This is a genomic window from Leptospira haakeii, assembly GCF_002812045.1.
GTDB classification, from domain to species: domain Bacteria; phylum Spirochaetota; class Leptospiria; order Leptospirales; family Leptospiraceae; genus Leptospira_B; species Leptospira_B haakeii.
Map to the genome: position 1 here is coordinate 457829 of NZ_NPEG01000001.1, position 25439 is coordinate 483267.

General features: G+C 39.2%; 22 protein-coding genes and 1 tRNA gene. 14 read left to right on the forward strand and 9 right to left on the reverse strand.

What is annotated here, in order from left to right; all coding sequences use genetic code 11:
- Positions 1-23: 23 nt before the first annotated feature.
- A complete protein-coding gene (locus CH377_RS02270; RefSeq protein WP_423789902.1) occupies positions 24-3476 on the reverse strand; it encodes a molybdopterin-dependent oxidoreductase in 3453 nt (1150 codons plus the stop codon).
- Between the two features lie 398 nt (positions 3477-3874).
- On the opposite strand from CH377_RS02270, the gene CH377_RS02275 reads away from it, so the two are divergent.
- From CH377_RS02275 to CH377_RS02305, 7 genes are all read left to right on the forward strand, one after another.
- Positions 3875-5089 (forward strand): nitrate/nitrite transporter, encoded by a 1215-nt coding sequence (locus tag CH377_RS02275; RefSeq protein WP_100722206.1) that lies wholly within the window; start codon positions 3875-3877, stop codon positions 5087-5089.
- Between the two features lie 34 nt (positions 5090-5123).
- The gene (gene nirB, locus CH377_RS02280) at positions 5124-7637 is read left to right on the forward strand and encodes a nitrite reductase large subunit NirB (protein ID WP_100722207.1); all 2514 of its coding nucleotides are present in this window, start codon (positions 5124-5126) and stop codon (positions 7635-7637) included.
- Between the two features lie 9 nt (positions 7638-7646).
- Positions 7647-8012 (forward strand): nitrite reductase small subunit NirD, encoded by a 366-nt coding sequence (gene nirD / locus CH377_RS02285; protein ID WP_100722208.1) that lies wholly within the window; start codon positions 7647-7649, stop codon positions 8010-8012.
- Between the two features lie 4 nt (positions 8013-8016).
- Positions 8017-8811, forward strand: a complete 795-nt coding sequence (gene cobA, locus CH377_RS02290) for a uroporphyrinogen-III C-methyltransferase (protein ID WP_100722209.1) — start codon at positions 8017-8019, stop codon at positions 8809-8811.
- 43 nt (positions 8812-8854) lie between these two features.
- Positions 8855-9769: a bifunctional molybdenum cofactor biosynthesis protein MoaC/MoaB gene (gene moaCB, locus CH377_RS02295; protein WP_100722210.1), complete on the forward strand. Its 915-nt coding sequence runs from the start codon at positions 8855-8857 to the stop codon at positions 9767-9769.
- Positions 9766-10962: a molybdopterin molybdotransferase MoeA gene (locus tag CH377_RS02300; RefSeq protein WP_100722211.1), complete on the forward strand. Its 1197-nt coding sequence runs from the start codon at positions 9766-9768 to the stop codon at positions 10960-10962. Before moaCB ends, CH377_RS02300 begins: the two co-directional genes overlap by 4 nt.
- A 92-nt stretch (positions 10963-11054) precedes the next feature.
- The gene (locus CH377_RS02305) at positions 11055-12521 is read left to right on the forward strand and encodes an NADP-dependent isocitrate dehydrogenase (RefSeq protein ID WP_100722212.1); all 1467 of its coding nucleotides are present in this window, start codon (positions 11055-11057) and stop codon (positions 12519-12521) included.
- Between the two features lies 1 nt (position 12522).
- On the opposite strand, the gene CH377_RS02310 is transcribed toward CH377_RS02305, so the two are convergent.
- From CH377_RS02310 to CH377_RS02320, 3 genes are all read right to left on the reverse strand, one after another.
- The gene (locus CH377_RS02310) at positions 12523-12933 is read right to left on the reverse strand and encodes a response regulator (protein ID WP_100722213.1); all 411 of its coding nucleotides are present in this window, start codon (positions 12931-12933) and stop codon (positions 12523-12525) included.
- On the reverse strand, positions 12917-14830 hold the full coding sequence (locus CH377_RS02315) for a PAS domain S-box protein (protein WP_100722214.1): 1914 nt from the start codon (positions 14828-14830) through the stop codon (positions 12917-12919). The genes CH377_RS02310 and CH377_RS02315 overlap by 17 nt, the downstream gene beginning before the upstream one ends.
- 330 nt (positions 14831-15160) lie before the next feature.
- On the reverse strand, positions 15161-15394 hold the full coding sequence (locus CH377_RS02320) for a ferredoxin (protein ID WP_100722215.1): 234 nt from the start codon (positions 15392-15394) through the stop codon (positions 15161-15163).
- A gap of 103 nt (positions 15395-15497) precedes the next feature.
- Here CH377_RS02320 and CH377_RS02325 point away from each other — a divergent pair, with 103 nt between their 5' ends.
- The 5 genes from CH377_RS02325 to CH377_RS02345 all read left to right on the forward strand — a co-directional run bounded on the left by CH377_RS02325 (position 15498) and on the right by CH377_RS02345 (position 19238).
- Positions 15498-16079 carry a twin-arginine translocation signal domain-containing protein gene (locus CH377_RS02325; protein WP_100722216.1) on the forward strand — a complete coding sequence of 194 codons (582 nt, stop codon included), beginning with the start codon at positions 15498-15500 and terminating at the stop codon, positions 16077-16079.
- Entirely contained in the window at positions 16069-17622 is a 1554-nt protein-coding gene (locus CH377_RS02330) for an FAD-dependent oxidoreductase (protein WP_100722217.1), read from the forward strand. Before CH377_RS02325 ends, CH377_RS02330 begins: the two co-directional genes overlap by 11 nt.
- A gap of 80 nt (positions 17623-17702) precedes the next feature.
- Positions 17703-17792 (forward strand) — tRNA-Ser (locus CH377_RS02335).
- Between the two features lie 24 nt (positions 17793-17816).
- Positions 17817-18047, forward strand: a complete 231-nt coding sequence (locus CH377_RS02340; protein WP_100722218.1) for a DUF2905 domain-containing protein — start codon at positions 17817-17819, stop codon at positions 18045-18047.
- A gap of 9 nt (positions 18048-18056) precedes the next feature.
- Complete coding sequence (locus CH377_RS02345; RefSeq protein WP_100722219.1) at positions 18057-19238, forward strand: pyridoxal phosphate-dependent aminotransferase; 1182 nt, start codon at positions 18057-18059, stop codon at positions 19236-19238.
- Here the strand turns inward: CH377_RS02345 and CH377_RS02350 are convergent.
- Entirely contained in the window at positions 19233-20831 is a 1599-nt protein-coding gene (locus CH377_RS02350) for a 7TM diverse intracellular signaling domain-containing protein (protein ID WP_100722220.1), read from the reverse strand. The genes CH377_RS02345 and CH377_RS02350 overlap by 6 nt on opposite strands.
- A gap of 342 nt (positions 20832-21173) precedes the next feature.
- On the opposite strand from CH377_RS02350, the gene CH377_RS02355 reads away from it, so the two are divergent.
- A complete protein-coding gene (locus CH377_RS02355) occupies positions 21174-21656 on the forward strand; it encodes a nuclear transport factor 2 family protein (RefSeq protein ID WP_100722221.1) in 483 nt (160 codons plus the stop codon).
- Position 21657: 1 nt separating this feature from the next.
- Complete coding sequence (locus CH377_RS02360) at positions 21658-22479, forward strand: RNA polymerase sigma factor (RefSeq protein WP_100722222.1); 822 nt, start codon at positions 21658-21660, stop codon at positions 22477-22479.
- Positions 22480-22501: 22 nt separating this feature from the next.
- On the opposite strand, the gene CH377_RS02365 is transcribed toward CH377_RS02360, so the two are convergent.
- From CH377_RS02365 to CH377_RS02380, 4 genes are all read right to left on the reverse strand, one after another.
- Complete coding sequence (locus tag CH377_RS02365; RefSeq protein WP_100722223.1) at positions 22502-23497, reverse strand: M14 family zinc carboxypeptidase; 996 nt, start codon at positions 23495-23497, stop codon at positions 22502-22504.
- 80 nt (positions 23498-23577) lie between these two features.
- Complete coding sequence (locus tag CH377_RS02370) at positions 23578-24039, reverse strand: LA_2478/LA_2722/LA_4182 family protein (RefSeq protein WP_100722224.1); 462 nt, start codon at positions 24037-24039, stop codon at positions 23578-23580.
- A 3-nt stretch (positions 24040-24042) separates the two neighbouring features.
- Positions 24043-24771: a flagellar motor protein MotB gene (locus CH377_RS02375; RefSeq protein WP_100722225.1), complete on the reverse strand. Its 729-nt coding sequence runs from the start codon at positions 24769-24771 to the stop codon at positions 24043-24045.
- Positions 24768-25430: an FFLEELY motif protein gene (locus CH377_RS02380; protein ID WP_100722226.1), complete on the reverse strand. Its 663-nt coding sequence runs from the start codon at positions 25428-25430 to the stop codon at positions 24768-24770. Before CH377_RS02380 ends, CH377_RS02375 begins: the two co-directional genes overlap by 4 nt.
- Positions 25431-25439: the final 9 nt, after the last annotated feature.

Consider the following 25439-nt stretch of genomic DNA (forward strand, 5'->3'; position numbering starts at 1 on the left):
CTTCACCTATCATTTGAAAGTTATTAGGCCGGAGCAACCGCTCCGGACTCTCTTAAAATTTTCATTATCTCAGGTTTACAACTTCCACAACCTGTTCCCGCTCCTGTTTTTTCCGAAATAGTTTTAAGATCACAAACCCCATTTCGTATCTCTTCTTCTATATTACCTTTTCCTACTCCATTACAGGAACAGACCAGTGCACCTATCGGAGGCTTAAGTGGAGAAGATCCGGTCAAAAGCCTATCTCTCTTATCTCCTAACTCGATACCGGAAGAGATCATCGCCTTAAATTCTGAAAACTCAGACTTGTCTCCGACCAAGATCGCTCCTACTAAACGATCTCCCTTGATGATACATTTTTTATAGCGACCCTTTCTTTTATCAAAGAATACAATTTCTTCGTATTCTGAACCTGCCTCGTCCATCGGAACATCAGGCAATCTTAAAGACACCAATTCTAAACCTGGAATTTTAAGAAGATTTGAATGCATTGATCCTGAGTAAGAACCGATCTTATATCCATACAAATGCCAAGCTGCAAACTCAGCCTGCTCTTCTGTAGCGGCAACCGTTCCATACATTCCAGTTGAATGTTCGGCTACTTCTCCAATTGCGTAAATATCCGGATCACTTGATTGCAAGAAGTCATTCACTAAAATTCCAGACTTACAATTGATCCCAGCTTCTTTTGCCAATTCCAAATTCGGAACCGTTCCTACAGCAAATACAATCCCATCCGGGCGAATGCTAGAGCCATCTCTGAACTTAATACTTTCCAGTCTTTCAGTTCCATATACTTTTGAGATTTCAGTATCGAATAGGATCTGGATTCCTCTGGCTTCTACTTCTTTTCTTAAAATTTCTCCTGAGATCTCATCCAACTGTTTAGACATCAATCGATCCGTTCTCACAAGAACAGTTACATTTACATGCAAAGATCTTAATGCAGCAGCAAGTTCCAAACCAAGCAAACCTCCTCCTACTATCAGCGCATGAGTATTCGGAACAAAAAATCCCTTGATCCGATCTGCATCGTTTTTGGAACGGAGGCTAAAAACACCCAACATCTTCTCTGGAATATATTTGGGGATAGAAGGCCTACTCCCAGTTGCAATAATCAGTTTATTATAAGAATATAAATTGCCTTGGGAATCTCGGACCTTCTTCCCTTCCGGAAGTATCTCTGAAACGGAAATGGATGATTTTACTTCTATATTCCAGGATTCTATCTCTTCTTTGCTGACAGCGGACAATTGGGAGAACTGTTTTTCTCCGCTGATCAGATCCGGCAATAGGATACGGTTATAAAATGGATGTTCTTCTTTACATAATACAGTGATCTCATCCTCGGGAGAGATCGCTCTGAACTTCCTAAGGAAAGCAAGAGTTCCATTGCCTCCGCCTATGATCAGTATTTTTTCCTTAGGTTTTTTATAAGGAAGAACTTCTACTGCTGAAATTTTAAAACCAGGCTGCTTGGAAAACGGGTCAAACTTCGAACTTGTAAGATTATTCGCTCTTGCTTCATCGTTTCCGTTCTTTCTTCCCCAATGCATAGGTAAGAATACGGTGCCCTGTCGGATACTTTCTGTGATCGTTGCTCTGACTCTAACACTTCCTCTTTCGTTTTTGACTTCTACGATCTGGGATTCTATAATATCTCTTTCTTCCGCATCAATCGGATGGATCTCAAGATAAGGTTCTCTCTTATGCTCTTTGAGTTTTCTTACCTTTCCTGTCCGAGTCATTGTATGCCATTGATCTCTGATCCTGCCTGTGGTAAGAATTAAAGGAAAGTTCTCATTTGTCTTTTCAGAGTTATCTTCCGGCTCCACTGAATGTATTTTTGCTTTTCCACCAGGACGATAAAACCTTCCGTCAGAAAATAATCTTGGAGTTCCCTCATGATCCCTCGAAGGGAAAGGCCACTGCACCGATCTTCTATCTTGTAAGATAGAATAATCCAAGCCTCCGATATCTAGATTTGTACCTTTAGTAAGAAGACAATGTTCTAAAAAAACTTCTTCTTCATTTTTATAATTGAAAGAAGGACCAAATCCCATCTTCTCCGCAAACTCTGTTAGTATCCAAGTATCTGCCTTTGCGTCTCCTGGAGGATTGAAAATTTTAGGTAGATATGTTATCCTTCTATCTGAGTTTGTCATGGTGCCTTGCTTTTCTGTCCAACCTGCAGCAGGAAGAACATAATGAGCAAATGGAATCGACTCATGGCGATTTGAAATATCTTGGACAACTACTAACTCAGCATTCCTAAGTCCAGCCTCCACGGTCCTTGCATCCGGAAGACTTACTGTTGGATTTGTACAAATAATCCAGATGGCTTTCATCTTTCCGTTTTTGAGATTTTCAAACATCTCAGTGGCAGAGTAACCCGGCTTGTCCCGAATGGATTCCACTCCCCAAAAATCTGCTACTTCCTTTCTATGATTTTCATCTGCAAGATTTCTATGAGCAGGAAGAAGGTTACATAGACCACCTACTTCTCTTCCTCCCATTGCATTAGGTTGTCCTGTTAAGGAGAATGGACCTGAACCAGGTTTGCCTATCTTACCTGTGATCAAATTCAAATTGATTAATGCTAAATTTTTATTTACGCCCACCACACTTTGGTTAAGGCCCATTGCCCAAAGAGTTAAAAATCCTTTTGAATTAGAGATTAAACTTGCCGCTTCTCGAATCGACTCCTCTGAAACTCCACAAGAGTCCGCGTATTCTTTCATGCTGATCGAAAATACTTTTTCTTTTAATTCTTCGAAACCTTCTGTATGTGATTTGATAAAATCGGGATCTAAGGAGTTTGTCTCTATCAGACTTCTTGCAATTGCATTGAATAATAATATATCGGTTCCGGGTATGATCTGAAGATGTAAGTCTGCATTCTCACAACTCTCGGTTTTCCTAGGATCAACCACGATGATCTTAACGTTTGGGTCCGAATTTTTTCTGTCTTCTATTCTTCTAAAAAGAATCGGATGACACCAAGCCGGATTAGCGCCCGCAATCAAAAAACAATCTGCAATTTCAATATCATCATAAGAGACAGGAACACTGTCCTCACCCAAGGACATTTTATAACCTACAACTGCAGAACTCATACATAGCCTGGAGTTAGTATCTATATTATTCGTATTTAAAAAACCTTTGGTGAGTTTGTTCACCACATAATATTCTTCCGTCAATAATTGTCCGGAAACATAAAATCCTACTGAATCGGGTCCGTATTCTTTGATCAGATTTTTAAAACGAGAAGCAATTTCTCCCAGTGCAGAATCCCAGTCTGTCTTTTGTAATTCTCCTGTTTTAGGACTTCTTACCATCGGATGTAAAAGCCTGTCGCTTTTATCCAAAACAGTATGATGTAGATTCATTCCTTTGGAGCAGAGCATTCCTTTATTCGCAGGATGATCCGGATCCCCTTGGACAGTAAAACTAGTCTCACTCTCTTTTTGAATCAATACACCGCATCCGACCCCACAATAGGAACAGGTACTTCGAAATCCATTTTCTGTATTCACAAACGATTTACAGCAATTTTCATGCCAACTAATAAATTTTATAATCGATCCCTCTATACTTGTAGCATTTCCGAATAGAAAATGAGCGATTCCAATTTATGCGCATTTAAATTAAGCATCATGTACAAAATATGCGTAATTTCTAGCAATTTTATCCTATATTATTAGATTCGTCCGCAATAGAATTTATGTATATGTTCTAAAAAGAAGGTCTTAATCTAAATTTTTATATCATTCTATCATAATATAAGATTTTTCAAAAACTCATCCAAAAACTTGGCACGACTTTTGCTATAAGCTCTATGTGAGCGTTTCTGCTCGTTAACGGAGAGCTTTAAATGAAAAAATTTCGTGAATTTCTATCCATAGGTCACTTTCCATCACTCGTGAGCTCATTTCTATACTTTGACTTCAGCTTCATGGTATGGATGCTGCTTGCCGCTTTAGGCGTCTTTATTTCAGAAGAATTCAAATTAGGCCCTGCTCAAAAGGGTATGCTGGTTTCTGTTCCTTTACTAGGAGGAACATTATTAAGGATCCCTTTAGGTTTACTTTCAGATCGTTACGGATCTAAGATTGTCGGTCTTTGCGGAATGGGAGTTACAATGTTAACCCTATTACTGGGTTGGAAATTTGCCCATACTCTTCCTGAAGTGATCCTTGTAGGCTTATTATTAGGAACCGCAGGAGCAAGCTTTGCAGTTGCCCTTCCTTTAGCGAGTAGATGGTATCCTAAAGAATACCAAGGCTTAGTAATGGGAATCGCAGGTGCTGGAAACAGCGGATCAGTAATCGCAACATTCTTCGCTCCTGATCTTGCAAGAAACTTCGGATGGCATGCAGTTTTCGGTCTTGCTCTTATTCCTTTAGCTTTCGCTTTCGTATTCTTCTTATTCTTTGCTAAAGATTGTCCTGGAACAATTTCTAAAAAACCTTTAAAACAATATTTGGTACCTATCAAATCAAGAGACGCTTTATTCTTCTGTTTATTATATAGCGTAACGTTCGGAGGATTCGTAGGTATAGCAAGCTTCCTTCCTATCTTCTTCCATGATCAATACGGTGTAGATAAAGTCACCACTGGATTTTATACATCTTATTGTATATTAGGTGCAAGTTTAGTTCGCCCAATCGGCGGATATCTTTCCGACAAATTTGGCGGAGTAACGGTTCTACTTGGAGTATTCGCTGGAGTTGCTTCTTGTCTGGTCGCGGTTTCTTGGTTGCCTTCCGTAGGGATCATTCTTCCTACATTCATCACTTTAATGATCTTCTTAGGCTTAGGGAATGGCTCCGTATTCCAACTCGTTCCTGTGAGATTCAGCAAAGAGATCGGGATCATCACTGGGTTTATCGGAGCATTTGGAGGTTTGGGAGGATTCTTCGTTCCGAATCTATTAGGAAGTTTGAAAGCGATCTCTGGAACCTTCTCTGTCGGTTTTGTAGTGTTATCTGTAGTAGTAGCTTTATCCGCCTTCCTTCTATTCCTAATGAACACTTACGTTTGGGAAAAAAATAGAAAAAACGAATCCTTAGAATTGGAGTCGGCTTAAGCCGGCTCCTTAAAAGGGAAAGGAGATAGATAAAATGAAACGGAAGTTAGTTATTCTTGGAAATGGGATGGTGGGTCATAGATTCGCCGAAAAAATTGCCGAGTACGGTGGAACGGAAAAATTTGAAGTAACAATTTTAGGTGAAGAACCTAGAAGAGCCTACGATCGAGTTCATCTTTCCGAATACTTTACAAATAGATCCGCGGATTCACTTTATCTTTCTCCTTCCGATTGGTATAGAGCCAACGGGATCCGCTTATTACTTTCCGAGCCTGCTATCTCAGTGGATACAGTTTCCAGAAAGATAACTACTTCTGCCGGAACAGAATTACCTTTTGATGAATTGGTAGTCGCAACAGGTTCTTCTGCTTTTGTTCCGAATTTCGAAGGTGTAGATAAACAAGGAGTTTTCGTTTATCGCACAATTGAAGATCTAGAAAAGATCATGTCTTATGCTAAACAAGTTTCCAAAGTAGCGGTACTTGGCGGCGGTTTATTAGGTTTAGAAGCAGCTAAAGCAGTTTTAGACATGGGAAAAGAAAGCCATGTAGTCGAATTCGCATCTCGTTTGATGCCTAGACAATTAGATGAAGCAGCTTCTTCCGTTCTAAAATCCAAGATCGAATCCTTGGGCGTTCGTATTCATTTAAATAAAGAAACCAAACAAGCATTAGGTGAATCTAGTTTTCAAGGACTGGAATTCGTAGATGGTTCCGTTTTAGAAGTGGAGATGTTGATCGTATCCGCTGGTATCCGGCCCAGAGATGAACTGGCAAAAAATTCTGGAATAGAGGTCGGACAAAGAGGCGGGATCATCGTAGACGATGAGTTAAGAACTAATGTCTACGGAGTTTATGCAATCGGAGAAGTGGCACTTCATAAAGGAATGATCTACGGACTTGTGGCTCCAGGTTATGAAATGGCAGAGATACTAGCTTATAATCTTTGCAGTCCTGGACAAAAAACGAAATCCTATGCAGGTTCCGATCTTTCTACAAAACTAAAACTGATCGGAGTGGATGTCGCTTCTTTCGGAGATGCTTTAGGCCAAACTGAACATCTTCCCATCGCTTATACAAATCCTCGTACAGGTGTGTATAAAAAATTAGTACTATCTACTGACGGTAAAAAACTGAAAGGAGGAATACTTGTAGGAGATGCGGATGCATATTCTAATCTTCTGACTCTCTACTTAAATAACGTAGAACTTCCTGCAGAACCTGAATCCTTAATTGTTGGAACTCCATCAGAAGAAGGTTCCGCATTCGGCTCTCTTCCAGACGATGCAAAAATCTGTTCTTGTAATAACGTTTCTAAAGGAGATCTTTTAGGGGCGATACGTTCAGGTGCTTGTTCTGATCTTAAAGGTTTGAAAGAATGTACTAAGTCTGGAACAGGCTGTGGTGGTTGTATTCCTCAGATGAATTCTATCTTGAAGGAAGAACTTCGCGCACAAGGTAAAGTAGTCACTGAACATGTATGTGAACATTTTAAGTATTCAAGACAAGAGTTGTTCCAGATCGCAAAAGTAAAAGGGATCCGCAGCTTCGAAGAAATGATCCGTACTCATGGAATGGGAAACGGTTGCGAAGTTTGTAAACCTGCTGTGGCTTCTATCATCGCAAGTATTTACAACGAACCGATCCAAAAGTATAGAGAGATCCAAGATACCAACGATAAGTATCTTGCAAACATCCAAAGAGGTGGAACTTATTCCGTTGTTCCTCGTATTCCTGGTGGAGAAATCACTCCTGATAAATTGATCGTGATCGGTCAGATCGCAAAGAAGTATGATCTTTACTGTAAGATCACAGGTGGCCAAAGGATCGATCTACTCGGTGCAAGAATGGAACAACTTCCCGACATCTGGAAAGATCTAGTGGAAGAAGGTTTCGAAAGCGGACATGCATACGGCAAAGCGATGCGAACCGTTAAAAGTTGCGTGGGTTCTACTTGGTGTAGATACGGAGTACAGGACAGTACTGCGTTCGCAATCCGTATCGAAGAAAGATATAGAGGCATCAGAGCTCCTCATAAATTGAAATCAGCAGTCTCAGGTTGTATCAGAGAATGTGCAGAAGCAAGAGGTAAAGACTTTGGTATCATCGCCACTGAAAAAGGCTGGAACCTTTATGTCGGTGGAAACGGAGGAGTGAATCCTAAACATGCAATCCTTCTCGCAGCCGATTTAGACGAAGAGACCTGCGTTAAATACATAGACAGGTTCATGATGTTCTATATCAGAACCGCTGACAAACTTGTTAGAACTTCCGCCTGGTTAGAACAATTAGAAGGTGGAATAGAATATCTGAAAGATGTAATCATTAACGATAGACTTGGCATCAACAAAGACTTGGAAGAAGAGATGAACCATCTTGTTGGAACCTATGTTTGTGAATGGAAAGACGTAGTAGATGATCCTGAAAAACAAAAGAAATATAAACATTTCGTAAACAGCGAAGATGCCGATCCTACGGTTCGTTTCATCGAAGAAAGAGGACAAAAACGTCCAGTTGATTGGCCTAAAAAAGAATTGGTTTCGAACTAGGAGATAAAAATGAACACAGCCGCAAAAGAACCTGTTTGGATACCTGTTAGCACAGTAAGTGAATTTCCGGAAGATGGTGGAGTCTGCGCCAAAGTTTACGGAGAACAAATCGCGATCTTTCATTTCAGTTCTAGAAACGAATGGTTCGCATGTGAGAATAAATGCCCTCATACTGGAGACATGGTTTTAGCAAGAGGAATGATTGGTGATTCTCAGGGAGAACCTAAGGTTGCATGTCCTATGCATAAAAAATCTTTCTCTCTTAGGAGCGGTGCTTGTATTAGCGGAGATGAATATTCCATAAAAACATATCCAGTTCATATTGAGGATGGAACCGTTTATATCGGGATAGAAACTCCAGGGACTCAGGGTTAAGATCATGAATTCTTCCGTGGGAAAAGTATATTTGGTAGGTGCTGGTCCGGGAAATCCGGACCTTCTTACAATTCGTGCAGTAAAACTTTTAAGAAAAGCAGATATCGTTTTATACGATGATCTGGTTTCCGCAGGAGTTTTAAAATATTGCAAAAAGTCTGCTGTCCTAGAATACGTGGGTAAAAGGATCGGGCAACATAGTTGCCCTCAAACCGAGATTAATCGAAAATTAGGAGAGTATGCTAAACAATATTCTAATATAGTTCGTTTGAAAGGTGGTGATCCTTCGATTTACGGAAGAGCTGGAGAAGAAATTGAATATCTTGCTTCCTTAGGAATTGATTGTGAAATTTTAGCGGGAGTTACAACTGCTTCCGGAGCCGCTTCTAGCTTGGGAATTCCACTCACTCATAGAGAGTATGCGAGAGAGATACTTTTCTTATCAGGTCATAAAAAAACAGGTAAAAATCCGGAAAGTTTCGAGGATCTGAATTTAGAAGGTAAAACTGTTTTGGTTTATATGGGGCTGAACAGTTTGGAAAGTATCCGAGAAAATTTGTTAGAATCCGGAAACTCCGGCTCTACTCCGATGGCATTCATAGAAAACGCCACTCTTCCCAACCAAAGATTAGTGCTAGCAAATCTGGATACCTGTTTGGATAAAGCAGAAGAGTTTCAGATCAAGACGCCAGCATTATTGATCTTTGGGGAAATCGTGAGTTTTTATACGGAATTGCAAAGTTTAAAAGTAGAAGGTAGGATCTCCGACAAACAGTTAATTTACTCGCAGTTTTCTTAAGCGGAATTATATTGATTCCTGCGGATTCCCGCTAAGAGGAAGCATGAACGATATTACCGGAAAGAAAACAACTCTCAGAACTGCCCAAGCAGAAGGTTTTGTATTTTGCAAACCGGAAACCATTATTAGGATCAAAGAAAATACTCTTCCTAAGGGGGACCTTTTCGGAGTGGCAAAAGCAGCCGCTCTTCTAGGCTCTAAAAAAACTTCGGAACTTATACCTCATTGCCATCCTGTTTCCATTGATTCATTCCAAATAGAATTCGAAGTTCTTTCCGACAAAAACGCTGTCAGGATCTTAACAACCGCCAAATCCATCGGAAAAACAGGCATAGAAATGGAAGCTTTAACTGGTGTAAGCGTAGCTTCATTAGTGATTTATGATTTATTAAAACCTATAGATAAAGAACTGGAAATTTCCTCTATTCGCCTTTTGGAGAAGAAGGGTGGAAAAACAGATTCTCAGATTACGAAGTTTGCGGCAGGTTCCAAAGCCGGAATCCTGGTTTGCTCTGATTCAACTTTCCAAGGAAAAAGAGAAGATGGTTCAGGAAAGGCTATATTAAATCTATTAAAAGAACATGATGTAGAAACTATTAAATCGGAAATTCTTCCTGACGAACCTGAACAAATACGAAATACAATATTAGAATGGTCTAAACTAGGGTTGGATCTAATTGTCACCACTGGCGGAACAGGACTCGGCCCAAGAGACAATACTCCCGAAGCGATTAAAGAAATTTTAGAACAAGAAATCCCAGGCATCGCAGAAGCAATGAGATCTTTCGGCCAAGATAGAACTCCTTTTGCGATGTTATCCAGATCTATAGCAGGTAGGATTGGCAAAACGTTAGTGGTATCTGTTCCAGGAAGTACGAATGGTGCTACCGAAAGTTTACAGGCCATTCTTCCTGCGGTATTTCACGCTAAAAAAATGATGAGAGGAGAAGGACATTGATCTCCGTCCAAGAGGCGCTAAAACTCGTAGAATCTTCTGCGAGCGAATCTTCTCCCGAAAATACGAATTTGGAAAATTCTCTTGGTAGAGTGCTGAGAGAAAAGATCTATGCGGATAGAGATTATCCCCCTTTTCATAGGGCAACTATGGATGGATTTGCATTGAAATCGGAAGGTTTTTCTGAAGATCGAATTTATTCTTACACAAGAGAATTACATGCAGGAGAATCTTTCCAATTAGAAAGCGGAGAAGAAGCCATCCGCATCATGACAGGCGCCCCAGTCCCAGAAGGTTTCGACCTAGTCATCAAGATAGAAGATTCCGAAGATTTAGGCATCTCCAATGGAAAGAAACAGGTTCGATTTCGTACCGAAAAATCCGGTTCCTTCTCCAATATAGCAATCCAAGGAGAAGATCTAAAAGAAAATCAAGAAATCTTAAATGAAGGAACTTTAATCAGCGCTTCTGTTCTTTCTTTACTTTCTTCTTTGGGAAAATATTCGGTTCAAACTTCTAAACTGCCTAGAGTAAGAGTGATCTCCACTGGAAATGAAATCGTAGGCCCTGGAGAAATTCCAAAACCTTGGCAGATCAGGGATTCCAATTCTTATTCTATCCGATCTTTATTACAAAAATATGGTATAACTCCGTTGTCTGTTACTCGAGCGGGCGACGATCCAATTATTTTAGAAAAAGCGGTATTGGAAGGTTTGGATTCCGATCTTCTCATTCTCTCCGGTGGAGTTTCTATGGGGAATCTAGATCTGGTTCCTAAAATTCTGGATGCTTCCGGTATAAAAGAAATCTTTCATAAAGTCAGGATCAAACCTGGAAAACCGATTTGGTTTGGTAAGAAGAATGAACAGGCAGTCTTTGGTCTACCTGGGAATCCGTTCAGCGTCCAGGTTTGTTTCCGGATTTTTGTAGAAGCATATATACGAAAGTTTTTAGGACTTTCTTCAGAGAAAGCTATCTATCTGCCTTTTGCTGGAGAAAGAAAAAAGAAAAACAAACTGACCGAGTTCTTCCCGGTTTCTTATGAGACCAAAGTCCAAACTTTTTTATCTGAAAAGAAGTTTAACGGAAGCGGAGATATTCGAGCGGGAATTTTTTCAGACGGACTAGGAGTCCAATTTTCGGAAACAGAGAATCTGCATGAAGGAGATTTGTTGGAATTCTATCCTTGGGCCTAATCCAGATTGACGCAGGGTAGCTCATCGATTGAAATAAGACTGTAAATTATCTCAAAAACGTTTTGTAGGGACTCCTACATCGGAGGGTCAGTATGAGCTCGAAGAAAAAAATCGCCGTTGCTAAGGGAGATGGAATCGGTCCGGAAATTATGGACGCCACTCTTAAAATCTTAGAAGCGGCGGGTGCGAGCATCGAACCGGTCTTTATAGATATCGGAGAACAAGTCTATAAAAAAGGCCATAGCGCAGGAATCGAACCTGCGTCTTGGGACATTCTCCGCGACACAAAAGTATTTTTTAAAGCTCCAATCACTACTCCTCAAGGAGGCGGTTACAAAAGTTTGAATGTAACCGTTCGAACCACCTTAGGACTTTTTGCTAACGTTAGACCTTGTATTTCACTTTATCCTTATGTAGATACAAAACATCCTAAATTGGATGTAGTTATCGTAAGAGAGAACGAAGAAGATCTTTATACCGGAATAGAACACAAACAAACTTCGGATACTGTCCAATGTTTAAAATTGATCTCAAGACCAGGATCGGAAAAGATCATCCGTTATGCTTTCGAATACGCCAAAGCATATGGAAGAAAAAAAGTAACCGCAATGGTCAAAGACAATATCATGAAACAGTCTGATGGATTGTTCCATGATGTGTTCAAAGAAATCGCAATAGAATATCCTGATATTGAAGCAGCAAGCGAGATCATCGATATTGGTGCCGCTCACTTAGCAGAAAGACCTCAGACTTACGATGTAGTGGTTACCTTAAACTTATACGGAGATATTATTTCAGATATAGTAGCTCAGGTCGCAGGCTCGGTGGGTATGGCAGGATCTTCAAACATCGGAGAGGTTGTCTCTATGTTTGAAGCTATCCACGGATCTGCTCCTGACATAGCAGGAAAAAATATCGCAAACCCAAGCGGACTTATCAACGCAGCTGTAATGATGTTAGTTCACTTAGGACAACCAGATATTGCGGCAAAAATCCAAAACGCTTGGTTACTCACCATCGAAGAAGGAATTCACACCGGAGATATTTACAAAGCAGGTGTAAGCCGTATCAAAGTTGGCACAAAGGAATTCGGAGAAGCAGTCATAGGGAACCTAGGACATCTTCCTGAAAAATTTAAACCTATTTCTTTCGGAAAAGCAAAGGCGATCCATATTCCGGAATACAAAAGAAAAACCTTACAAAAAGAACTAGTAGGTGTAGACGTATTCTTAGATTGGGAACCTGGAACTTCGGAGGAGCTTGCTAAAAAACTAAGTGCAATCTCCGGAGACTTAAAACTCAGAATGATCACTAATAGAGGAGTTAAAGTTTATCCGAATGGTGCTCCTGAAACTTTTTTAACGGATCATTGGAGATGTAGATTCGTTAACCCTGAAACTCCAGACACAGAATCAGGAGACGGTTTTATAAAAATACAATCTGAGCAAATCGCAAAATTGTTACTAAGAATTTCAGAAGCTGGATTGGACAGTATCCAAACGGATAATTTGTATAAGTTCCAAGGAAAAAGAGCATTCTCCTTAGGTGGAGGAGAGTAAATTAAGCTTGGTTCGTTAGGATTTTTTTAAAAGAATCCAAAGACACAGGCTTAATTATATAATCTTTTACTAATGGAATTTCTTTAGCTCTTCTTAGATCCGAATCATCTACGGAAGAGCTGACCATATAAATTTCAGGTTTTTTGCTGAGTAAGTTTACAAAGTTTGCATACTCGTCCAAAAATTGCCAGCCGTCCATAAAAGGCATATTAATATCTAAAAATATAAAATCAGGAATGATATCAGGCTCACTCTGGTGTTCTTTCAAAAAACTGATCGCACCTTCTCCGTCTAAAAATACTTTTAAACTTTCGACTGCGCCTGTCTTTTCAATGGTTCTTTTAGCGATCTCAACAAAGATCGCATCATCATCCACAAGTAATAGTTTCTGTTTTTTAGATAGCGAATTCATTTGCTTTAGAAAGTTGGATTATAAATTTTGTGCCCTGTCCGGGGGTACTCTCCACATGGATTTCTCCCCCTAAGGATTCGATTTGGTTTTTGGTCATAAACAGACCTAAACCTCTTCCGTCCGTGTTTCGGTGAAATCTTTTGTGTAATTTAAAAATCTGATCCCCATGTTTATTTAAGTCAATTCCTAAACCGTTATCCTGCACTTCTAAAATATGATTTCCGTGCGACCAATATGTCTTAAATCGGATCACCGGATGAGGGGATTCACATCTATATTTTAATGAATTGGAAAGTAGATTTAAGAATATACTCTCTAAATAGACCGGAGGGTAGACTATAGAAGGGGAATCCGAAAAATCAGCGATGATTTCGGCTTCATATTCTAATATTTGGCCCAAAAACATTGCCTTTACTCTGGAAAATACCGATTCGAAAAGTATTTCTTCTGAAACAATCTTTGGACTTTGTCTTATTTTAATTACTTCTACGATTTCGTTTAATGTAGTAAGTAATTGGTCAGAGGTGGTCTTGAGATAGTCCATATATTCGACCTTCTCTTCTTCCGTTTCCGCTTCTTCTAAAAACTTTACTAGTGTGGAGATATTTCCGATCGGAGATCTCATGTTATGAGACACTATCTGGTTAAATTCTTCTAACTGAGAGATTCTTTCTTTTAAGTGAGTTCCTACAGATCTAAGTCTTGCATTTTTTTCTCTAAGGATATTTTCTAAGATCCGTTTGCGGGAGATGTCCTGGATCTGAGCAACGATGAACATCAGTTCTCCTGAATCCTTTCTAACTGCAACTCCAGTGATAAACACCCAGACTATATGTCCTTTTTTATGGAGGTATCTTTTTGCAAATTGAGCCCCGTTTCTTTCTCCCTTGATAATTTTACGAAATGCTTCTCCACCTATAGCCAGGTCTTCGGGATGAGTAATATCTTGGAATGATTTGAAAAGAAGTTCGTCAGGTTCATATCCTATCATTTTAGCAAAGGATTGATTGAGTTCCAAAAAATGTCCGTTCTTATCCAGTAGAATGATCCCGTTACCTGAACTATGAAATGCTTCCGAAAATTTTTTCTCACTCAATCGGATTTCTTCTTCTACCAATTTAGAAAGAGTGATATCTTGCATCGCACCGTATACACCGACGATTCTTCCATCAGAATATGCAGGTTTCCCCTGGGTGCGTACCCAAATGACTCTTCCAGTCTCAGTGATCATTCGATGTTCTACAGAGTAAGTCTCACCTTTTTGATATACTCTTAAGTTATTCTCTCTTAACTTTTCCATATCTTCCGGATAAGAATATTTTTTGTATACGGTATCTCTATCTATACCGAGAGAAGGATCCCTTTCCAGGATTTTATATACTTCGGAAGACCAATACAGATCGCCTGTTTCTATATTGGATTCCCATGCCCCCACTTTTGCGAGTTCGGCCATAATAGAAGAAAATTTTTTTTCCTGCTGCAAACTCTCCGTTAGTTGCACTTGATCCGTAACATCTCTAGAAGTTGTATTTAAATAAGTGACCTTACCTTCTTTATTTTTAATCGGTTGGGTCAAGGTTTGAAACCAAACATAGTCCCCATCCTTCTTTAAAAACCGATATTGAGTAGCAACTGTAGGTTTTCCTTCTTTCGCGGGATTATGGGAATCAATGAGAATGCGTTCCCTATCATCGGGATGTATAAAATCATAAGGGTTACGACCCAACATTTCTTCCGGTTTAAAACCGGTAAGAGTTTCGATGATGGGGTTTACATAAAGATAGATCCCTTCCGGGTCATGTAGGCAGATTAGTTCTCGGCTTGTTTCGATCAAGATCTGGTACAAATCTTGGTTTTGATCCAATTTGATTTTTTCCTGACCTGTTCTTTCTTCCATAAATTGTAAGAACTTGCTCTATTAGCTAATACATATAAAGACGACTTAGACGAGTACATTGCGAACAAAAAAGGGGTAAAATCCCAAAATCTAAGGGATTTATTGCGGCAAAATAAACTGCTCTAAGATTTCAAATTTCACTCGGAGCTAAACTTTTTGCCTAGAACGAGTGATCTGCTTTTGAGGATCGGTTCCGAAGAAAGAACCATTTTTCGCGTGAATTTATCTCTTTTGGAAGAATCAAAAAGAGGGAAAGTAAATTAGAAATACGTAATTTGATTTTTAGGAGAAGTTTTCGAACCCGAATAAAACCGAAAACTTCTGGCCTAATTATTCTCCATCGTCTCCGATCGCTTCCACTGGACAGATTTCCATAGCTTTGCGAGCGGCAATCGCTTCTTCCGGACTGGCAGGCTGTTTGTGGAAATACACCTTAGACTCATCGTCGGTATATTTCAAAAGTTGAGGAGCCTCTTCCAAGCAGTCATTACAAGGCACACAGCTATTATCAATATAGAATTTGCCCGGAACATTTTCCGGAACTTTGTCATTCTTATCTGCCATGAATACTAAGGATTATCGAACGTTTGGAACGTCAAGTTGGTTTTCTATATAGAAACGGGTAGGATAGGATTGACAAGTCCAAGAATCGAAGGAAAACACTGCAATGGCAAATTCAGCCCCGCGTTTTTCCCGCAGAACATTCTTGAGACTGGGACTCGCCGGTTCGGGAGCTTTAGTACTTGGGGGATCCATCTGTATCTTAAACAGATCTTCCAGACAATTACCTAAGGTACTGTTCTTCACCGAATCAGAATTAGAAACCCTAGCTGCATTATCAGAAGCTATCTTACCTGAAGCTGCTAATGTTCCTACTTATAAAGAAGCAAAAGTCTTAGAAAGATTAGATGAAGAATTTTATTTCGTAGATCCATTTTTATCCGACGACTTCAAAACCTTAATAATGGTTTTAGAATATCTTCCCTTCTTTCACTGGAAGTTTTCTAGATTCTCCAAACTTTCTTTAGAATCCAGAAAAAAGTTTTTATCAGAATTAAATCATTCGGACTCAGACACCGTAAGAGCTGTTTGGGCAAATTTACGAATGCCGATTTTTCTAATGTACTATGGGCATGAATCCACTTTCAAAACAATTTCGTATGACGGACCTTTTCTAAACCCTCCTGAGAAATTAAGCGAATCCAGGATCTATTATCGCAAACTAGTAGGAGGTTCCGATGTCGGGTAAAATTTACGAATGGAAAAATTTGGGCGAATCCAAAGAGATCCGCACTGAAGTTTTAGTGATAGGAACCGGTTGTGGCGGTGCAACTGTTGCTTACGAACTAGCAAAGGCAGGAAAGAAGGTAACCTTAATTGAAGAAGGAGGTTACTACCATACTGGATCATTCGACAATCATGAATTGAACATGGCCGGCAAAGTTTCTGCGGAAAGAAATATGGCTACAACCGCAGATGGAACAGTGAATATAGTTTATGGGAAGAACGTAGGAGGCGCCTCAGTTCATTATTGGGCTGACAGTTATAGAACTCCTAAAGACAGACTAGAACTATGGAAAGATAAATTCGGAGTATTAGGTCACAGTCCGGAGGATCTAGAACCTTTCTGGAAAGAGTTAGACGACACACTGAATGTCCATCCTGCCAAAGAAGAAAATTATAATAGAATGAACCAACTGGTTCGCAAAGCCTCCAAAGAATTAGGATGGGAAGGAAATCCTGTTCCACAAGCGCGTAAAAACTGCCAAAAATCCGGACACTGCATGCAAGGTTGTATGTTCGGAGCAAAACAAAGTCAATTAATCACTCATATTCCGATGGCAATGGCTTTAGGCGCGGATCTTTATGCAGATACTAAAGCGTTAGAACTGGAATTTGAAGGAGATAAAATAGTAGGATTAGAAGCAGTTGTGATCGACAGACCTTCTCAAAAAGAGTCTGAAGTGAAATTACGTTTTAAAGCCGATACAATTGTTGTCGCAGCAGGAGGATTCGGAAGTTCTACACTTCTTCTAAAAAACGGTCTTAAGAAAAAGTTACCTGCATTAGGAGAATTTTTAGCGATCAATCCTTCTCCGTTCGTTCATGCACTTTACAAAGAATCGATCATACAATGGAGAAACATTCCGTCTGCGTACGGGGTGGAAGAATTCAGATTGGCACGTTATGCAGGCGGTGCCTATAGAGAAGGTGGCTATCTCATTATGGCGAATCAATTACAACCTGGAGCGATAGGCGCTCTTGTTCCAGGATTCGGAGAAGAACATTTCGAGATCATGAAAGAGCTTCCTAGACTCGGAGGGACAATAGGTTGGATTGACGATCCGGATTCAGAGTTAGGAAGAATAGAGATCAAATCAGGTGGGAAAAGAGAAGTTCAATACAGTTTCGGACCACTCACTAAAGAGATACTTAAAGATTGTATTCGTAAACAAGTCATCCTAAACTTTAAAGCAGGTGCATACAAGGTCATCCTTCCGGATCTAAAAAGAACAGTCTTAACTAAACCTGAAGAAATAGGTGTTGTGGGTTCGCTTCCATTAACTCCTGCATCTATGGCTATGGCCGCTCCTCATCCTGCAGGTGGATGTAGAATGGGATTGGATCCAAAAACTTCAGTCGTAGATTGGAAACATAAGGTGCATGGAATTTCGAATTTGTATGTGAGTGATTCCAGTGTGTTCCCTACTGCGGTTTCTGTGGATCCGAGCTATACGATTATGGCATTCTCCAAAAGAGCCGCCCAATTTATTTCTGAGAAGAAGTCTTGAATATCCGCTTGGAACTTTTGGATCGAATCTCCTTGACCGGACCGCTCCTTGGAAAAACATCGTAATCGCAACCAAGAACCGGAGAGGTGTCCGAGCGGTTTATGGTACTTGCTTGGAAAGCAAGCGTAGGGTAACACCTACCGGGGGTTCGAATCCCCCCCTCTCCGCCAGTTCTTGTTTCCAGTGGATCTAATATGGAACCGCTAGGTAAAACATTTCTTTGGATCGGGGCATTCTTCCTGATTATTGGGGCCATAATCGTTTTCGGCTCCAAACTTCCATTTATCTCTTCTCTCGGAAATTTACCGGGAGACTTCAAGATCGAAAGAGAAAATTTCAGATTCTACTTTCCTTTCGCAACTTCCATTCTGATTAGTATCGGACTTTCACTGCTTCTGTATCTTTGGAACAGAATTATACATTAAATAAACTGCATGGATCAGGAAAACACTCCTCGTTTTAGCGATAGATTTGAATTCATCTCGGGAGAGAATGATCTATATTCCCTTTTGGAATCTTTTAAAAAATCAGGAGAGGATTGGATCGACCTCACAATTTCTAACCCTACAAAAGTAGGACTTGTTTATCCAAGAGAAGCCATACTACATTCTCTGGAAAAACAAGAAAGTATAGAATATGATCCGAATCCTAAAGGGACTCCGAATGCCAGAAAATCCATCACTGGCTATTATAAAGAAAAAGGTCATAATATATCCGAAGAAGATCTATTTTTAACATCTTCTTCCTCCGAAGCATATTCTTATTTAATAAAATTATTATGTAATCCGGGAGAGGAGGTTCTCATCCCTTCTCCTGGGTATCCACTCTTCGAATTTTTATCCTTACTGGACGGAGTAGAATTTAATTCTTATAAGTTAGATCAAAAAGAAAATTGGAAAATAGATTTTGAAGATTTAAATTCTAAGATCACAACTAAGACTAAGATCTTATTCTTAGTATCTCCGAATAATCCGACAGGAAATTCGCTTACTTCGGAAGAATTTGAAAAACTAAAAGCCATTTCTAAAACCAAAAAGATAGCCTTGGTTTTAGATGAGGTTTTCTCTGATTATTTACATGAAAAAAATCCGAACCAAATCGATTTCTTTCATACTGATTTTCCTGTGTTTGTAGTAAATGGAGTTTCTAAGATACTTGCGCTTCCCCAAATGAAACTTTCCTGGATCCATGTAGGAGGTCCCACAAACTGGAAAAAAGAATGTAAGGAAAGATTAGAGATCATTGCAGATACTTATCTTTCTGTAGGAACTCCAATCCAACTTGCTCTTCCAGAACTATTCCAATGGAGAAATATGATCCAGAGCCAGGTGCTTAGAAGAATAAGCAGAAATCTTCAGGTTCTGGAAAGTTTTCATTCTTCTCATCCTGGAATTGTTTATACATCTCCTCAAGGCGGATGGTACGCAGTATTACAATCCAAGTCCTTCTTAAACGATGAAGAATTCTCCTATAGATTATTAGAAAAAGAAAAAGTGCTGGTTCACCCGGGTTCTATGTTCGGATTCGAAGAAGATTCAGGAAGTATAGTGATCAGCTTGATCTATGAAACAGAATTGTTTCAGTCAGGACTTGAAAGAATATCAACGCTCTTATGAAACAGCTTTCTGCACGAAACTTTTATACTGTTTCGGAGTAAGACCTGTCGCCTTCTTAAACTCAACATTAAAAGAAGTTTTAGAGCCAAATCCTACTGCAAACGCGATGTTCAAAATATTGTCCTCAGTATCGTTTTTTAGAAGAAGTTTAGCTTCTTCTATCCTTTTGGAATTCAAATAAGCGGCAAATCCCATCCCAAGCCTGGAATTCAGAAGCTCTGACAATTGATGAGTACTTAATCCTATCTTAGAAGCCAGCATCTGGATGGTAACTTCTTCCTCTGCGAATAATTTCTCTGTGCTCATCAGATATTCCAAAGCACTCAGGGATTCATCCACATCCAGACCAGCAATCTTAGAACGTGCATATCTTGGCTTATTTATAAAACCTCTCAATGTCTCAAGAAGACTATTCTTCTCCTCCAGATTTTGGGAATATTTTTGAATAATATTATAAAGAAGAATGAGAAGGTCCGCTGGAAAGAAAAGGGGCACTGAATACACCGTAAAAAACCCGTATTCCAAAAATCCCATATAGTAAAAAATACTGATATATCCGAAAGTGAGGTATATTCCCCAGGAAACCAAGAACAGATTTAATTTCCGATTTCCTCGTCCTCTCAAATAAATCCCTGAGATCATTATTAAAGGAATAGAAATAGAATATATAATCACAATGGTCGTGGTAAGATATACAATCCTATCCATTGTAAAAATAAGTGGAAGTGTCAGACCCAGAATAACGGAAAAAAAGAATAGGGTCCGATCCACCCACGGTAAAAATGTCTCTGTTTCCAAAAACTTTCGAATGAATTGGAATCCGAAAATTCCACCCAAATTAAAGAAAAAGTAATTCACTTTTTCGGCCCAAAGAGGGGAATCTTCCCAAAAAAACTCTATTGCATTTCCGTAATTTACGTCGTAGGAAGCTCCCATACAGAAAGCATAGCAAGTATATAGTAGAAATTCCTTATATTCTGTTGCTCTATAGTATAATAAAGCGACAAGGATAAGCATCCCGTATAAGCAGGCAGAAAGTGAAAATACTCCAGTTTCAATAGCTAGATTGGCCCGGACACCAGCTTCATCCATGATATCGATAGGAAATGACATAATGGATTCTGATTTGATCCGAACGATAAATTCTTTTTCTTCTCCAGGCTCTCCTTGTAAGAGTAAGGTTGGATAGAGAACATTTTTAACTGGCCAATTACTTTTTGATAATGTATCTCCAACTCTTTGTATAGGAGTTACCCCATTTGGGGTATATAATTCAGCTAAATCGTGAGCCTTCCAACGAATTACGAAGTAAAGATTTTCGCGAATTTCTTCGCGAAATCGAATTCTGAATTTTAACCAATACGATCTTTTGGAAAAATTGAAATTTAGAGCGTTTGATCTAATTTTTTTCCAACCATCGTTTTGATTCGATGGAGGAGGAATATTTTCGGTATAGGTTTTTTCCCAAAGATAAAGTTCGGGCGTAATGTTTTTATTATGTTCGTTTGTTTTTAGGGTGAACGGAAGTTCTTTAGCAAGGATGGAACCGAAACTCGAAATAAGAACGAGAAGAAAAAACGAAATTCGGATCATGTGTTAAAAAACCTTTTTTCGTAATTCAATTAGGTGCAAACAAAAAACGTTCGTGTATATAATTCCGAACGATTTTCGATTCTATTTAGTATATTATCGAATTGTTACTCTCCAGAATGAGTTATTACTTAACTCATATACGTTAACTGGAGTTTAAACCAACGCCATTCTGGCGTTTTCTATTCGCCTTGCCTCGGACGAGTTTAATCCGCTTGTCCGAATAATTTTCAGGCCCGCATCTGCGGGCCTTTTTTTATCTTTTTCTAAAAATTCTTCCAAAATCCAGTCACAGTAGATCTGCAAATTCGATCCTATTACGCGAAATCAAAAAAGGATACCTATATGCATCCAAACGAAGCCAAAATCAGAGACTTTTATAAAAGTTTTCATTCTAGAAACTCTGCAAGTATTGCAGACTTCTATTCACAAGACGTTGAATTTTCAGATCCTGTTTTTCCTAAATTAAAAGGTGGAGCAGTGACCGGAATGTGGTCAATGCTCTTAGAAAGAATGGATCCAAATGCGACAATAGAATTGGTAGAAGCAAACGCCGGCGCTGAAACAGGAACTGCTTACTGGGTAGCAACTTATCTATTTTCAAAAACAGGAAGAAAGGTCCAAAACCATATCAGATCGGAATTCCAATTTAAAAACGGAAAAGTGGTTAAACAAAAGGATAGATTTCCTCTCTGGAAATGGACCAGAATGGCTTTAGGCGCTCCTGGAGTTCTTTTGGGATGGTCACCTTTAGTCCAAGGAAAGGTAAGATCGGAAGCCGCCAGAAATCTGGAACATTATCTTAGGAAAAAAGGGATCAAAGCTTAGAATGGAAAAATCCGTAACGATACAAGACGAGTTTACGGATACAATCCGAATCGCTCTAGAGGGAAGACCTAGAGCGATGGAAATTCTTTTGGAAAAGATACAAGACTATATCTTTAATCTTTCCTTAAGAATGTTATGGGATCCCCAAGAAGCAGAGGACGCGACCCAAGAGATTTTATTTAAAATTTCCAATAAACTTTCAGGATTTAGGTTCGAGAGTAAATTTACTACCTGGGTATATTCTATCGCCAGCAATCATCTTCTGACTATCAAAAGACCAAAGAACATCGTATATTTGAGTAGAATACGCCAAGAATATTTATCTAAACCGAACTCTATCTCTTTGGAAGATCAGGTAGAAGATAAAATTCTAGAAGAAGAGATCCGCTTCGGTTGTGTACATGCAGTTTTATTAAAATTAAATTCTGCGGATAGGATAGTATTCGTTCTATCTTCAGTCTACGGTATGAGTAGCGAAGAAGGAGCCGAAATTTTAAGTATCAGTTCTGAAAACTTCCGCCAAAAACTTTCTCGTTCCAAAAAGAAACTGTCCGAGTTTTTATCAAAAGAATGTGGGATGTGGATCGATAATAATAAAGCTTGTCCTTGTATAGGATTATCAGGACATCTTTTAAATCGGAACAGGGATAATGTTTCCTTTTTTACGGAACTCAAAAAACTAAAAAGGAAAACTCCTACTTTAGAAGATTCTAAAGTATTAGAACATTTAAAAGAACTGGATCGACTTGCTTGGATCTATAAAAGCCAAGGAATTTATGAAACTCCCAAGGAGATTTTAGAAAAACTGGAACCTTCTTCTTAACATCCTTAAATTACTAAAAAGATTATTGAGTTTCAGTCCAATCCTTTGGTTTTGTTAAAGCTAATCGTACAAAGTCTCTTAAAAAACCTCTGTATCTAGTCAAAATTTCACTCTTATTATGCTCGGCGGGTCTAAATATCCCTTTTTTGGAGAATAACTTCATAGGCTCTTCTTTAATATCCGACCAAGTCCCTACTTCCAATGTTAATGGAAGAAATTTGGAACTCCAACTCTCTTGTTCCGAATACAATTCTTGGTAATGATCGTAAAACTTATCCCAAAGATCTCCATGAGTTGTATAACTCGCACTTTGAGGACCATAAGCAAAATTGATATGCCCACAATGGTCTTTAAAGTGAGAAGCAATCTTTTCGTACAAAGCAGTATCCGTGCAAGCCCTATGAGTATACGCATAAGGCCACCAAACATTATCCACTGTTCCAAAACCTGAGTGTAGATCTAAAACAGGTAGAATTGAATCCTGCACATGGAAAAATTTTTCGAATACAGTTCTGGAAAGTGTTCTGGACTCGGGCTCTAATCCATGTCCTCTAAAATAAGGAAGTTTATTAGAGAACTTTTGGCCTCCAAAAAAAGGAAGTGGTTTCTCTGCATCTATCCCGGAGTTTCTCATCAGATCAACTCCGCCCGGATTTGATCTGGTCTTTGCTGCCACTCCCCCTGGATTCACGATAGGAATAACAATTAATCCTAATTTACCTTTTTTTAATTCAGGAAGGAAACCAGTGGATTTAGGGCTAATAATATATTCTAAAAAATCGATCAGGATCTGGATGCCGATCGTTTCCAATCCATGTACACCTGCCGTGATCCCAACAGGATGTTTTTCCAAACCTTCTTTAGTTCCTATCTCCAAACTATAGATCGGAAATCGGAAACCTTCGTCGGTCCTTCTGGAAAAACCCGCCTGGTTGATTTTTACGAGTTTGCCACCCAGTTTTGCGATCCTGAGTAATCTTTTCTCGTATCGATTCAGTCTTTTGATACCTCTGAGCAAGGTTTGCCTCCGAAAATTCAGATCGTATCTTTAGTCCACGGTTGGGTTTATAACCCGGGTCTTTTGACCTTTATATTTTTTTACTCTTTAGAGTTTTGAAGAGTTTGTAACCATTTACAATCTTCAGAAAGTTCAGAAACTCCTTTTTTTATCAAAGAGCAATCTGCTTCCGTTGCTACTTTCAAACAGGATATAGTCCTATTTATAACCAATTTAGGTTCTTGCGCAGCTAATGTATACACTTTGGATTCTTTAAATTTTTCTAAACAAAAATCCTTTCTTAATCTTTTTTCCAGAATCGCTTCGGAGTCTTGGTCCAAGGTTTTCATGTCCCTATCCGCACATTGTCTGACCTTTTCACAATATTTGGAGACCCATGCGAATCCATTGGAGTTCTCCATTCCTTCCTGATCCGCTTTCCAAACCGATTCTACTGCAGCCGGAACTTTTTTCTTTTTGGAACAACCAAATGAGAAGGCAACTCCCAATAATACGAGGACCAATCCAAAAGGAATTACAGTTTTATTTATTTTAGAGATCATTCCTTATTCTTCCTTACCTCGTTTACGAATGATGATTTCTATTCTTTCTTGGGAAGCTTTTACTTCCGGGCTAGGACCTTCTTCCGGACCTAATTTTCTAAATCCGTGATACGCTTGTACAGAAAGTCTTTCTCTAGAGATTCCGTATTTTTCTGATAATGTTTCTGCGATCAAACCTGCACGATGAGCATTATACTCCCAGATATTTCTGAATCCTTGGCCGGCTTGTTCTGCATAAGGGACTTGGACTCTTAAAGTGATGTCCACATCCATACCTTGCGCGACCTCTGCTACTTTTTTGAACGTGAAGTCGGTGTCCTCATCAGGATGAAATTCACCTTCGCCCAAGGATGGTGCAAATACTTGGATGCGGATCTCTTCCGTTTCGTTGATGCCGATGAACAGTTTCGTTTTCTCTTTTAGCTTTTTTAATGCGTAAGAGATCCTTTCCCAAAAGCGATACATTTGGGTTCTCGGTTGTAATAAAGGATCCTCTTCTAATGTTATATTAGAACCTTCAAAAAAAGATTCTCCTAAACCAAATCCACCTCTGACCAAGTCGGCAACTTGTTTTAATTTGTTTTGGTCTACTTGGGAAATAGAATATAAAATAATAAAAAGTCCAAGAAGGAGTGTGATCATATCCGCGTACGTCAAAAGCCATCTGTCTCGGTTCTCATCTCCGGCTTCGACAGGCTTTCTGTATCTCGAAAAACGTGATCTTCCGTTCAAGCAGGCGGCTCCTTAGGTTGCTTTCCATTTAAGAAAGCAGCCTCTAGATATTCCGACTCTCTTCTCTCTACTTGCTCAATAAAAGAAACAAAAATTTCAGGAGACACCGGTAAAACTGCATTATATGCCTTCTCCACTGAATCGAATAAAAGAGAAACTCCTAACAAACCTGCCATAAATCTAGCAGGTCGTATTAAATATGCCGAGATGGGTTTATGTGCTAATTCGTAGAATGTCCTAAGATTGTGCAGAACGATCTCTAACTGCTTTTCTCTTTCTTCTTTATGACCATAAGCTTTGTATAGGTCGTCGTATTCTTCTCTAGAAAGTTTTTTGCCGTCCCAATCTCTTTGGATGAGTAACTGAGCCATTTCAGAATCTAAATGATCCGTTAGATTATTTAATTCGATCAGAGTTTCTAGATTAGCCCTGGTGGTCTCCTTCATCATACCCTTTACTTTTTGGTATGTATCTAAGGCAAGATGCATCCAAGCTTCTTTGCCATCTAGGTTATAGATAGTTTCAAAAAAATACTCCACCATGGAGATCGTTTCTTCTAAATGAAAATAATCCGAATAAAATTTGCGGAATCTTTCCACCTGAGCCCGAACCACTTCTACCTTGGCATGTTTAAATTTATGTTCTTCGAAACTACTCACGATACTATC